This window comes from Occallatibacter gabretensis (assembly GCF_001449115.1).
GTDB classification, from domain to species: domain Bacteria; phylum Acidobacteriota; class Terriglobia; order Terriglobales; family Acidobacteriaceae; genus Telmatobacter; species Telmatobacter gabretensis.
Genome location: NZ_LAIJ01000009.1, coordinates 2,019,177 through 2,031,098 on the forward strand (window position 1 = coordinate 2,019,177; position 11,922 = coordinate 2,031,098).

Annotated in this window: 15 protein-coding genes; 9 read left to right on the plus strand and 6 right to left on the minus strand. The window is 58.1% G+C overall.

Annotation, left to right across the window (positions count from 1 at the left end; genetic code table 11):
- Positions 1 to 84 precede the first annotated feature (84 nt).
- Together VO84_RS14755 and era are read left to right on the plus strand one after the other, a co-directional pair.
- On the plus strand, positions 85 to 816 hold the full coding sequence (locus VO84_RS14755) for a polyprenol monophosphomannose synthase (protein ID WP_058188342.1): 732 nt from the start codon (positions 85 to 87) through the stop codon (positions 814 to 816).
- Positions 817 to 898: 82 nt separating this feature from the next.
- The gene (gene era / locus VO84_RS14760) at positions 899 to 1,954 is read left to right on the plus strand and encodes a GTPase Era (RefSeq protein WP_058188343.1); all 1,056 of its coding nucleotides are present in this window, start codon (positions 899 to 901) and stop codon (positions 1,952 to 1,954) included.
- Between the two features lie 269 nt (positions 1,955 to 2,223).
- Here the strand turns inward: era and VO84_RS14765 are convergent, their stop codons facing one another.
- The 4 genes from VO84_RS14765 to VO84_RS14780 form a co-directional block, all read right to left on the minus strand.
- On the minus strand, positions 2,224 to 3,264 hold the full coding sequence (locus VO84_RS14765) for a GGDEF domain-containing protein (protein ID WP_058188344.1): 1,041 nt from the start codon (positions 3,262 to 3,264) through the stop codon (positions 2,224 to 2,226).
- A gap of 100 nt (positions 3,265 to 3,364) precedes the next feature.
- Positions 3,365 to 4,399, minus strand: a complete 1,035-nt coding sequence (gene moaA / locus VO84_RS14770; RefSeq protein WP_058188345.1) for a GTP 3',8-cyclase MoaA — start codon at positions 4,397 to 4,399, stop codon at positions 3,365 to 3,367.
- 61 nt (positions 4,400 to 4,460) lie between these two features.
- A complete protein-coding gene (locus VO84_RS14775) occupies positions 4,461 to 4,739 on the minus strand; it encodes a hypothetical protein (protein ID WP_058188346.1) in 279 nt (92 codons plus the stop codon).
- Between the two features lie 639 nt (positions 4,740 to 5,378).
- Positions 5,379 to 5,684 (minus strand): hypothetical protein, encoded by a 306-nt coding sequence (locus VO84_RS14780; protein WP_157439900.1) that lies wholly within the window; start codon positions 5,682 to 5,684, stop codon positions 5,379 to 5,381.
- A gap of 183 nt (positions 5,685 to 5,867) precedes the next feature.
- Here VO84_RS14780 and VO84_RS22885 point away from each other — a divergent pair, with 183 nt between their 5' ends.
- The 3 genes from VO84_RS22885 to VO84_RS14790 all read left to right on the plus strand — a co-directional run bounded on the left by VO84_RS22885 (position 5,868) and on the right by VO84_RS14790 (position 7,394).
- Positions 5,868 to 6,038 (plus strand): hypothetical protein, encoded by a 171-nt coding sequence (locus tag VO84_RS22885; RefSeq protein WP_197414037.1) that lies wholly within the window; start codon positions 5,868 to 5,870, stop codon positions 6,036 to 6,038.
- 26 nt (positions 6,039 to 6,064) lie between these two features.
- The gene (locus VO84_RS14785) at positions 6,065 to 6,430 is read left to right on the plus strand and encodes a VOC family protein (protein WP_058188348.1); all 366 of its coding nucleotides are present in this window, start codon (positions 6,065 to 6,067) and stop codon (positions 6,428 to 6,430) included.
- A gap of 400 nt (positions 6,431 to 6,830) precedes the next feature.
- Positions 6,831 to 7,394, plus strand: coding sequence for a DUF4136 domain-containing protein (locus VO84_RS14790; RefSeq protein WP_231737952.1), 564 nt, complete (start codon positions 6,831 to 6,833; stop codon positions 7,392 to 7,394).
- Here the strand turns inward: VO84_RS14790 and VO84_RS14795 are convergent.
- Positions 7,384 to 8,073: an ankyrin repeat domain-containing protein gene (locus VO84_RS14795; protein WP_058188349.1), complete on the minus strand. Its 690-nt coding sequence runs from the start codon at positions 8,071 to 8,073 to the stop codon at positions 7,384 to 7,386. The two genes, VO84_RS14790 and VO84_RS14795, sit on opposite strands and share 11 nt — an antisense overlap.
- A complete protein-coding gene (locus tag VO84_RS14800) occupies positions 8,070 to 8,834 on the minus strand; it encodes an RNA methyltransferase (RefSeq protein ID WP_058188350.1) in 765 nt (254 codons plus the stop codon). Before VO84_RS14800 ends, VO84_RS14795 begins: the two co-directional genes overlap by 4 nt.
- Positions 8,835 to 8,900: 66 nt before the next feature.
- Between VO84_RS14800 and VO84_RS14805 the strand changes: the two genes are divergently transcribed.
- The 4 genes from VO84_RS14805 to mtnC all read left to right on the plus strand — a co-directional run bounded on the left by VO84_RS14805 (position 8,901) and on the right by mtnC (position 11,898).
- The gene (locus tag VO84_RS14805) at positions 8,901 to 9,761 is read left to right on the plus strand and encodes an ATP-binding protein (RefSeq protein WP_058188351.1); all 861 of its coding nucleotides are present in this window, start codon (positions 8,901 to 8,903) and stop codon (positions 9,759 to 9,761) included.
- A gap of 65 nt (positions 9,762 to 9,826) precedes the next feature.
- The gene (gene mtnB, locus VO84_RS14810; RefSeq protein ID WP_058188352.1) at positions 9,827 to 10,471 is read left to right on the plus strand and encodes a methylthioribulose 1-phosphate dehydratase; all 645 of its coding nucleotides are present in this window, start codon (positions 9,827 to 9,829) and stop codon (positions 10,469 to 10,471) included.
- A 78-nt stretch (positions 10,472 to 10,549) separates the two neighbouring features.
- Positions 10,550 to 11,131: a 1,2-dihydroxy-3-keto-5-methylthiopentene dioxygenase gene (locus VO84_RS14815; protein ID WP_058188353.1), complete on the plus strand. Its 582-nt coding sequence runs from the start codon at positions 10,550 to 10,552 to the stop codon at positions 11,129 to 11,131.
- Entirely contained in the window at positions 11,128 to 11,898 is a 771-nt protein-coding gene (mtnC, locus tag VO84_RS14820; protein ID WP_058188354.1) for an acireductone synthase, read from the plus strand. Before VO84_RS14815 ends, mtnC begins: the two co-directional genes overlap by 4 nt.
- Positions 11,899 to 11,922: the final 24 nt, after the last annotated feature.

The following is an 11,922-nucleotide window of genomic DNA, read 5'->3' on the forward strand; positions in this document are numbered from 1 at the left end:
TAGAGAAGATTGTTATAGATTGTTCAGTTGCTTTCGCCGCCTCCACCTAGTTAACTGGATAGAGCAAGCCTTCAGGGACCGAATATGGCATTTGAGCTGGCGATCGTAGTGCCGACGCTGAATGAAAGCGAAAATATTGCTTGCCTGGTCGATCGTCTTGAAGTAGCGCTGGCGGGCATTCACTATGAGGTGATCGTTGTAGACGACGATTCACAAGATCAAACGGCGGCGGTTGTGCGGCGTCTGGCCCTGAGCCGTGAAAATTTGCGCGTTCTGCAGCGAATCGGACGCCGCGGACTTTCTTCGGCCTGCACAGAGGGCATTCTGGCATCCAGCGCGCCAGTTGTCGCAGTAGTAATAGATGCTGATATGCAGCATGACGAGCTGGTGCTGCCGAAGATGCTGTACCAGCTTCGCGAGCAGAAACTCGACCTGGTGGTTGGTTCGCGCAATATTGCAGGCGGAGGGATGGCTGAGTTTGCGAAGGGCCGCGTATGGTTGAGTCATCTTGGAAGGCTGCTCAGCAGGATCTGCGCTGCGCACCAGTTGAGCGATCCGATGAGCGGATTTTTCATGATCCGCTTTGAGGTCTTCGAAAAGATTGCCCAAAGGTTGTCGGGAGTGGGATTCAAAATTCTTCTCGATATCGTTTCGTCTGCCGGGCCGCACTTGCGCATCGGTGAAGTGCCGTATCAGTTCCGCAATCGCACGCATGGAGAGAGCAAACTCGGCTACATGGTGGGCCTTGAGTATCTTTACCTGCTCTTCGACAAGCGCTGGGGTAGATGGCAGGTGCGCAAGAACAGCGCCAGCTGAGGTCTGCGCTTCTGGTTCCGATCTACTTTTCCGGGCCGGCTTTGATGGAATGCCGTACACTCGGGCAGGAGCATAGAAGCCTTTGCGATCTGGATTTGTTGCGATTCTGGGCCGGCCGAATGCCGGAAAAAGTACGCTGCTGAATGCGCTGACCGGCGAAAAGGTCGCCATCGTGACCGCTAAACCGCAGACCACGCGTAATCGCATTTTGGGCGTGGTGGAGGTGGCTGCGCGGAAGAAGGTGCATGCGGCGGCGCAGATTGTTTTTGTGGATACGCCGGGAGTACATAAGCCGGGCTCGCAGCTGGATCGGCGCATGCTGCAGGAGGTTTACGAGGCGCTTGAGACGCGCGACCTGGTTCTGGTGCTGATGGATGCGAGCAGGCGAGTCGGATTGGAGCCTGAGGAAAACAAGGACAAGGGACAAGGGACAAGGGACAGCGCATGGGCGAGTGAGAATGAGTTTTTGTTTTCCTTGGTGAAAAAGCTGGATTGCCCGGTGTTTCTGGTCCTGACGAAGATTGACCTGGTAGCGAAAGACAAGCTTTTGCCGATGATTGAGGCGCTGACGAAGCAGCACAACTTTGCTGAGGTGATTCCGATCAGCGCGCGGAAGCAGGACAACCTCGATCTGCTGCTGCGGAAGATTGTGAATGTGCTGCCTGAAGGCGAGCGCTACTTTCCGAAGGACCAGTACACGGACCAGCCGCAACGATTTATGGTGGCGGAGTTGATTCGCGAGCGGATTCTGGTGGAGACGGGCGAAGAAGTTCCGTATGCCGCGGCGGTTGTGATTGAGCAATATGAAGAACCGGAGCCTGTTACGCCGCCGAAGAAGAAAGGCGCTCCTGTGAAACTGCCGCTGACGCGGATTGCCGCTGCGATTTACTGTGAGCGCGACGGGCAGAAGGCGATTCTCATTGGCAAGGGCGGCGCGAAGCTGAAAGAGATCGGCACGGGAGCGCGCAAGCAGATCGAGTCGCTGTTGGGAACACGGGTGTATCTGGAGCTGCGCGTTATTGTGGAGAAGGATTGGCGGGAATCGAAGAGCTTTATCGAGTCGCTGGATTGGCGCAATCAGCTGGAGCGGATTGCTGAGAAGCAGTCTGGCGATCATCCTAACAAGGAAGATCACTAAAGACTTGTGAAACGCCTTGAGACGTTTGTGATTGTGGGTTTTATTTTTGGAGCGTTCGTCCCAATTTTCTGGCTCGCATTGAGTTTTCTATTGTTCAATGCGCCGGAGGGTAATTTCGCTACAGCCTATTGGAACGTTGTGCATATTACCTGCCGGTGTTGGGATTCGATAGGACGCACTCCTCTTGTTTGGGTCATGCTTGTGAACGCTTGTATGTACTCGTTCCTGTTTGCAATTGCCTGCGCTGTTCCAATTTACGTGCGTAAATTTCAGGCGCCGCAGACGGCGCCGCGGCCGCTGGCTTTTACCTGATACATACGCGCATCGGCTGTGGCAATGACTTCATGCATGGTGGTTCCATCTGCGGGTGCGGTGGAGACGCCAACACTGGCCTGCACGCGGAGTTCGATTCCGTTCGACATTCGGAAGCGAGTATCCATGAGCGCCTTGTTCAACACGGTCATGTGCGCCAATGCTGCCTCCGGACCTGCCTCCGGCAGGAGAATGGCGAACTCATCACCGCCGTAGCGGAAGCAGAGGTCGCTCGAGCGGCTCAGTTCGCGCAGGCGATTGCCGGCGCGGGAGAGCAGTTCGCTGCCGATGAGGTGTCCGTGTTCATCGTTGACGAGCTTGAAGCGGTCGAGATCGAGAAAGGCAAGGCTGAGCGGCAGTGCGGATCGGCGGCTGGCATTGAGCTCACGGCCGAGTGCGTCATAGAGGTGGCGTACGTTGTAGAGGCCGGTGGTGTCGTCCGTGATGGTGAGCTGCTGGATGCGCGCGTGGACGTTGGCATTCTCGATGGCGATGGCGGCGTGGTCGGCGAGGATATGCAGGAAGGCGATGGTGTAGTCATCCATCTGCCCGGCGCGCGGATTGAGAATCTCAATCACTCCGAGCGTGCCGGTGCGTCCCTTGAGCGGCAGTGCGATGACAGAGCGTACGCGGCGGGTTTTGCCGGCGCGGAGCGGCACGGTGTCCGCGGCTTTGAGGCGCGGGTCGCTTTCGGTTTCCGGGATGATGAGCGTTTCTCCGTGTTGCGCAACCCAGCCGGCTACGCCCTCGCCGACTTTGACGCGCAGGTCGCGCAGTGCGGATTCCTCGCCGCCGGCTGCGATGGCGTAATACAGCTCGCCGCGCACGTCGTCCAGCATAAGAAGCGTCCATAGCTCAGCCTGAATCTGCCGCTCCATGTGATCGAGGATGGTGCGCAGAATTGTTTGCAGGTCGAGGCTCGATGTGAGCGAGCGCGCCAGGCGGTGGAAGACGAGGAGATCGTCGAGCGGGATGCGCTGTTCTGTTGCGTTTGCCATTTGCAAAACAACCCAATCCTGGGAAGTGCTAATTACAAGGGGAGTCTACGAATCGTATCTCATGGGCGGGCATACGAGTGCAAGGAATTTATAAAGACAGCTATCCGCCGATATGGACCATGGAGCGCGAGGGCTTGAGGAACTCCGGCTCGCCGATGTGATGGCGGGCTTCTTTGGCCTGAACGGTATGCACGATGTATTGTTGCAGCTCTGCGTCCGTTGCGCCGGCTCTCATGCGTCCGTAGAGGTCGTGGTCAATCTGCGAGAAGAGACAGGTGCGGATTTTGCCATCGGATGTGAGGCGGATGCGGCTGCAGGCTCCGCAGAATGCATTTGTGACCGGCGCGATGATGCCGAACTCGCCTTCACCGTCTGCGAATCCGTAACGGCGGGCTGTTTCGCTGGTGTCATGGCGGGGCAGTTCGATGATTGGCAGCGCGCGTCGGATGCGGTCGAGGATTTCGCGCTGGCCTACGACGATCTCCGGCGACCAGAGACGGTCTTCTTCAAGCGGCATGAATTCAATGAAGCGGACGATGACTTTCTCTGAGCGGGCGAAGTGGGCGAAGGCTTCGATCTGGTTGTCGTTGAAGCCGCGGAGCAGGACGCAGTTGATTTTGACAGGGCCGAGGTCAGCCTGTTTTGTCGCGCGGATGCCGCGCAGGACGGCGTTGTAGCTGCCGGGCACGCGGGTGATGCGCTCGAAGACGATTTCCTCGACGGCGTCCATGCTGACGGTAATGCGCGCGAGGCCGGCGTCTTTGAGCGGTTGGGCCAGGCCTTCGAGAAGATGGCCGTTGGTGGTGAGCGCGAGGTCCAGCTTTTCGCCGCTCAGGGTGCGGAGTGTAGAGAGTTCGCGGATCAGATCGAGCAGGCCGCGGCGCAGAAGCGGTTCACCGCCGGTGAGGCGCACCTTAGTGATGCCGAGTGAGACGAAGAGACGGATGAGGCGGAGATATTCTTCGATACCAAGTTCTGGGAACTGCGCTCCGTCATTGCCGGTGCGGCAGTAGATGCACTTGTAGTTGCAGCGGTCTGTGATGGAGACGCGTAGGTCGTGGATGATGCGGCCGTGACTGTCTGTCAGTATGTCCGCTTGATTGGAAGCTACGGGAATGGAAACAGCAACGGCCATACGTTTTAATAGGCTATACCAGCCTATTAAAACGTATGGCCGCTAGTAGAGGCTGCAAATGCTAATCAAGGCGCGGCGTTCCCTTGCGGAGAGCCATGCCGGTGATGCCGAAGGTGACCACAATCGTGATGGCGACGGCGAAATAGTAAGCCATGGGATGCGCCCAGCCCGGCGAGTAGCTGAGATCCTGGCCGACCCAGAGCAGAAGCACTGTGGCGATGACGGAAAACTGTCCAGCGATCACCAAAAGGGTGTGACCCAGCTCGCGGCGCTTGTCCAGGGCTTCGACCTGGTCGGGGGTCAGGTTGCGCTCTTCGGGGGGCAGCAGGGAATTGGCCATTTGTATCTCTCCAGAACTGGTGCTTACAGTTTCGATTCAATCATATGACGGTGCGAGTGCGCTACTTCGAAGTGCGTCCGTCTGGATTTCCATTCCCATAGGGCCTGCAAAGCTGGAAGGAAGGCCCATGTTGCGCCGTTGTGCTCATTTTGTACCATTATGCGATATGGTGATGAGCTGGAAAATGTCCTATAACTGCTATTGAATGAGCAATTTGAATAGATCTATGTTGTTGGGAGTTCCTTCATTGCAGGGGAGGGGGGGTGTGTGTGCTCTTTTTCTTCACTAAGATCCGGACTGGGAAAGACTGGCTTGTATCAAGCAGAGGAGCTATTTTTCTACCTGTTATGAGGATGGCATAAATGGGTGTAATTTTATGCAAACTTTCTGGGGGAGATGCAGGATACGAAAGGACACTGGACTTTGGTAATGAGGAATGAGGCATCAAGGGGACTGGAAAGTAAAAGCAGGTCCTTCGACTCACCACCCCCAGACTGAAGAAAAGGTCTGGGGGCCCGTTCGCTCACGATGACACTTCGTTGGCGGTAAGTGTGGGAGGGAGTGCTATTCCATTCATGGCGCAAAAAACGCGCCATGAATGGGGCACCCCGAGGATTGTGGTGGGGCAGATGGCGTCGTTTAGTCCTGGAGGAAGGCGAGCGTTTGCAGACCGGCGATGTCGAAGGGTTTGCGGCAGCGGACGTTGAGGCAGGAGAGCTTGTCGTCGCGGCGGACCATGTAGGATTGGGCCTTTGCGAAGCGGGCGCGGTCGCGCTCATCGGCGTTGCGGGGAAGCTGGGCGCGCTTGCGGCGTACGATCCACGTGACTTTGTACTCGGCGGCCTGGCCGCACTTGGGGCAGGTAAGGTTGTGGGTGCGCTGCTCGGTGGATTCTGTAAAAAATTCGCGCTCTTCCATGGTGACTGCTCCGGGTGGGCTTCTCACCGAAGCCAACCTCATACATACTCGTTCCTGAGGGTTGGTGAGAGCAAGAGACTGGCGCTGTCGCACCGGGACTGAGGGACTGAGGGACTGAGGGACTGAGGGACTGAGGGACTGAGGGACTGAGGGACTGAGGGACTGAGGGACTGAGGCCGGGATGCGAATTACATAGGTGGGGATGATTGGATGGCTAAGAAAAAGAAAGATGTGTTTTCGGCGGCTAAGGCGGTGAAGGCGAATGCGCGGGAGCGCGTGGGTCAGCCGAAGGCGGCGCGCGTGGTGGATGACACGCCGCGGACCGGGCGCCAGACGAAGCACAAGCCGAAGTTGGAGCAGGTGATTGAGCAGTCGGAATAAGGTACAGTGCGAGTGAGAGGGACTTCATGGCAAAGGCAGTAGGCATTGGCGGGGTGTTTTTGAAGGCGCGCGATCCGAAGGCGCTGTCGACGTGGTATGCGGAGCATCTTGGGATTGTGCCGCAACACGGCATGCTAATCTTTGAAGGGCCGGAGGCGGCGGGTACGACGGTCTTTACGCATTTTCCTGCGGATACGAAGCACTTTGGTGAGGGAGATCAACCGGCGATGGTGAACTTTCGCGTGGACGATCTGGATGCTCTGCTGGCGCAACTGGAAGCGGCAGGGGTGAAGATCGACCCGAAGCGGGATGATGCTGGTTTCGGCAAGTTTGCCTGGATATGGGATGGCGAGGGAAACCGGGTGGAGCTTTGGGAAGAGGCGAAAGAGTAGGGAACAGGGATTAGGGACAAGGGACAAGGGGCAGCAAAGGCAGGCCCCTCGCTTCCACCCCAGCAAGCAAAGATCGCTTGCCGAGGATCTTGCTCCTGTGCCTGGAGAACGGCTAACCACCCCACGGACGAAGACTTGTCCGTGGGGACTCCGGTCCGCCAGAAAAATGACTACGGTGGGATGACGGGTTGGCTTTTGTGCTATCCCACCCTAGCGCCAAAAACAAAGACGGCGCGAGGGTGGGGCACCCGGCGGTTGAGGCTTGTCAACCAGTTCTATTTGTCCTGTCAGTTCTGTCAGTTCAGTGCGATACACGCGCGGAGTACAAGAGAGTTGCGCCGATGGCCATTCGAGCCGTGGCGTACCGGGCGTGTTTTGCCGGAACGAGAGGATGCTGGTGATGACGAAGCGGTTTTTGAGGGGCGTGCAGACGGGTGGGATTGGCTTGATGCTGGCCGTGCTGATGTGCGTGGCATTCTGCGGGATGGGGGTTGGGCAGGATGTGAAGACCAACTCCATGCCGGGAACGGATTTTACGAAATTTCACACCTATAAATGGGTTGTTGTTGAGGGAGCGAAGTATCCAAACCAGATTGTGGATACGCAGATCAAGAATGCGATTGATCCGCAACTGACGGCGAAGGGGCTGACGAAGACGGATGCCACGACGGCCGATCTCTACGTGTGCTACCAGGTGTCTGTGCAGCAGCAACAGCAATGGAACGCGTATGGAATGGGCGGCGGGATTCGCTGGGGCGGCGGAATGGTGACGGCGGACAGCACGACGATCAAGACGGGAACGCTGGTGCTGGATATGTACGACCCTACGCAGAAGAAGCTGGTATGGACGGGGAGTGCGACCAAGACGCTGAACCCGAGCAATGACCAGGATAAGAATCAGAAGAATCTGAATAAAGCGATGCAGAAGCTTCTGAAGGACTATCCGCCGAAGGCTAAGAGCTAGAAGCTTCGTCGAGGCTGCGGGAGACGAGCCAGTCGGCCAGTTCGATGTGGCCGCGCTCGCGGGCGAAGTCGGCGGGAGTCTTGTTCTGATCGCTGCGCAGGTGGGCGTGCGCGCCGTGGCCGAGAAGAAGCTGGGCAAGGTCGCGGCGATTGGCCGTAGCTGCGGAGAAGATGGGCGAAAATCCGCCTGTCTGAAGGGCGTCAGGGTCTGCGCCTGCGGCTAATAAAAGCTGGATGGATTCGGCGTTGCGGCTGAGGGCGAGCGCGGCGTGCAGGGGTTGGTTGGCCTGTGGGTTTTTGGAGACGGCATCGACCTTTGCGCCGTGCTGAAGCAGGAGCTGGACTGCTTTCGGCGTGGCGAAGGCTGCGGCGAGATGGAGCGGTGTCCAGCCATCAGTGGAGTAATTATTCACTGTCTGGGGATCGGCGATGAGGATTTCCGTAAGGCGCGCGGTGTTGCCTGTGGCTGCGGCTTCAAAGATGTCGAGATCCACGTGCTGATGGATGAGCTCGGCGAGGATGAAGTCGCGGGCGAGAGCCTGGCCGGTGTAAATAGACCACATGAGCGCTGAGACTCCGTTAGAATCTCGGAGGCGAGCGAGCGAAGGGTCATTCTGTACGACGTCCGCAAGTTCTGCCGTGGCTCCGGACTGAATCAATTTGAAAAATGTCTGACTCATGGTTGTGTGCCTTTTCTGGAGTTTAGCCGATTCAGGATACGGCGGAAGAGGCCGAAGATGCGGCGCGAGTCGAGCGGCGCCAGGTTGAGGCGACGGAGCAGGACGCGCAGGTCATGGCGGTTGGTTTCGTGCATGGACTTGGGTGAGTAGCGCGCCGCGAGCATGGTTTCTTCGATGAGGTTGGCGAGGCGGTCGAGGTTAGCTGAGTCGGCGGCAAGGTGGGTGGCGGGGGGCTGTTGGATGGGTTCGGCGGCGGTGCGGGTGCCGATGCAGGCCAGTTCGTAGAGGCAGACGGCGGCGGCCTGGCCCAGGTTCATGGAGGGTTGGCGCGAGTCGGTAGGGATTTCGACGAGGGCGTGGCAGTATGAGAGCTCGTCGCGCGAGAGACCGCGCTTTTCTGAGCCGAAGAGGATGGCGATGCGACCATTGCGGTCGAGCTCCTGCTGGATGAGCGGGCTTAGCTGCGGGAGTTGGATGATGGATTGATCGGGCTTGCGGTAGTGGAGTGAGCCGGTGCCGAGGATGAGGGTATTTGGGGCGATGCATTCGGCCAGGGACTCCGTGCTCGTTGCGTTTCGGAGAAGTTCAGGTGCTCCGACGGCTGATCGGGCTTCGCGCCAGTTGGGATCGTGGGCGGAGACGACGGAGAGATTCGCGAAGCCGAAGTTGGCCATGGCGCGGGCTACTGCACCGATGTTGAGCGGGTTGCGCGGGGCGACGAGGACGATGCGGATGCGGTCGCGTTGGGCGGGAGTGAGCAAGAGTTCATTGTAGAGCGAAGGATTGTTGGCGAGGTCGAATCAAGACGCTGTTATTCTTGTGTCCTTATGTTCGACATTCTGCTGAACGCGGCGAAGCTTGCTTTATCGGAGGACGGGAGGAAGAGTGTTTCAGCGATTGTGGATTTCATCAAGCGATCGCCGGAATGGCAGAAGAATATCTGTGTGCTGGAGGCGAAGATTGAGCAATCGCACCAGGAGCACGCCGCGCTGCTGGCGGGGCTGACGGCGACGAAGCTTGAGAGCATGGGTTATACGGGGGAAGGCATTCACGCGTTTCAAACGGCGTACATGGAATTGGTCCGCAATGCGTTTGAGCATGGATGCAGTTCGGGGCAGGCGATCCGTGTGACGATTGAGGTGTCGCATGTGTATGTTTCCGTAACGGTGGAGAATGCGCGGGAACATCGTTTTGAGGCTGCTTTAGAACTGGCTTTGCGGCAGACGGCTTTGAGCGGCGATCCCAAGAGTTCGCGTGGACGCGGGCTGGTTCTGGCGAGTGATCTGGCGGATGATTTTCAGCCGGTGGCTCCGCGCGGCGTGAAGGCTGTTTTCTACAAAGACCGGGTGGTGGTGGAAAGCTCACATTTTTCCGAGCGGGCGCTGATCACGGTTCGGGTGGATGGCGGGAAATATAATCCGTCTCTTAACCGGCGCGTGAATGCTGCATTGTCGAAAGCCTTGAAAGAGGCGGATACGATACTGGATATCAGCGCGTTTCGTGAGTCGCTGACTTTGGCGACGGGAGATGTGATCGCGCTGGATATTGTTGCGAAAGGAATTGGGCGCGGGCTGGTTGTGATGATTGATTCTGGTGCGATGAATACTGCGGCGTTTCTTCGGGATGCAGGTCTTTTGATTGCAACATCGTGGCCGGAGGCTCTGAAGAAGCTGGAAGAGCGTGTGTGAAGATGAATGGCTGAATCGGAGCACGAGGAGAAGGATGGACACTCGTTGCTCGATTTGAGGTTGGTATGGCAATCAAGGCTGAACCGCTAAGGGAAGAAGCAGAGGCACTGTGTGAGACGGCGCGGTGGTGCGCGGCGCGGGGATGGGTTCCGGCGACGAGCGGGAACTTCAGCGTGCGGGATGCGCATGCTGGGCAGTTTCTGATTTCGCGGAGCGGGCTGGATAAAGGGCAGATGACGGTTGCCGATCTGCTGGTGCTGGATGTAGCCGGGCACGTGGTGCGCGGGCCAGCTTCGAGTGAGATTGCCAAGCCTTCTGCGGAGACGGCGCTGCATGTGGTGATTTATCGCGACCGGCCAGAGGCGAAGGCGATTCTGCATGTCCATACGATCTGGAATACGCTGATCGGGACGCGGTTTGCGGGCTCGGGGCAGTTCCGGATTACCGGCTATGAGCTGCTGAAGGCGCTGGACGGCGTGGCAACCCATGAGCATCGTGAGGTGGTTCCCGTGTTGGCGAATTCTCAGGAGTACGGAGGGCTTTCGGTGAAGCTGGCGGAGGCTTTGAAGGAGAATGCGGGCGCGCATGGTGTTTTGCTGAGCGGGCATGGGCTGTATACGTGGGGTAAGTCAGTTGAGGATGCGCGGCGGCACCTGGAGGCGCTGGAATTTTTGTTTGAGGTAGAGGGCCGGCGGATTTTTGGGAGCTGAGCTTTGAGTTATCTCACCCTGGCCGCAAAAACAAAAGCGCGGCGAGGATGGGCGCTCTAAGTTTTTGAGAGGGATGTTATGGCGGTTCTTCGTTTTCCGGATACGAACGTGATGTTTGAGGGCGAGGCTGCGATTCGGGCAGAGCTTGGGGGGCTGGGCATTGATTATGAGCGCTGGAACCTGGATCGCGTGCCGGCGGACAGCTCCGCTGAGCTTGTTTTGGACGCGTATCGCGATGAGATTGACGAGATGAAGCGGCGCGGCGGGTATGTGACGGCGGATGTGATTGATGTGACTCCGGAGACGCGGAACCTGGACGCGATGCTGGCGCGGTTTGATAAGGAACATACGCATGCTGAGGACGAGGTGCGATTCATTCTGGCTGGTCGCGGCATATTTTTCCTGAATATTGCGGGGAGGGTGGCTTCTGTGGAGGTACACCCGGGGGACTTGCTGCGCGTGCCGAAGGGGACGACGCACTGGTTTACGCTCTGCGAGGATAAGCGGATTCGAGCGATCCGGTGGTTCCAGGAGACTGCAGGATGGACGCCTTCCTATACCGATTCGGGTGTGGATGGTGGGTATCAGCCGCTTTGCTTTGGGCCGGCGTATGTGGGTGCGAGGGTGGCTTCGCCGTTTGAGAAGATTTTGGGTGCATGAGCGATACGAAGCTATATTTGCTGGATGTGGAGGGAACGGTTGCGCCGGTGACGCTGACCGGCGAGGTGCTGTTTCCGTATGCGCGGAGGCATTTTGAGGAGTTTCTGCGTGAGGGGCTGGTTCGGGAGATGGAGAACCTGAAGCCAGAGGATTCGCCTGAAGGCATGATCATGCTGGATGTGGCAGGGCTCATGCAGGAGAACCAGGCGGAGGCGGATTCTGACGCGCCGTGGATTTTGTCGCATGATGGGGCCGCGATGAATCCGGCGAATGCGATTCCGAGGATACTTGCCTACGTTTACTGGTTAATGGATCGGGATAGGAAATCCACGGCGCTAAAAAGCCTGCAGGGGAAGATCTGGAAGGCGGGATTTGAGAGCGGCGAGCTGAAGGGGACGCTCTTTGATGATGTGCCGGGAGCTTTCGAACGATGGGCGTGTGCGGGGAGCGTGGCGATTTATTCCTCCGGGTCGGTGGAGGCGCAGCGGCTGCTGTTTCGGTATTCGAGTTTTGGCGATTTGTCGGGGCTGATTTCGGGTTACTTTGACACGCGGATTGGGGCGAAGCGGGAGAGAGCAAGCTATGCGGCGATTGCGGCGGAGATGAAGGTTGCGCCGGGTGAGGTGCTGTTCTTCTCGGATGTGGTGGCGGAGCTGGATGCGGCGCGGGATTCGGGATGCGGGACACGGCTGGTGGTGCGCGAAGGGAATGCGCCGGTCGCGGATGCACATGGGCATGAGCGGATTGAGTCTTTCGAAAATTTGTAGCTGTGCCTGTGTGCCGATGCGATA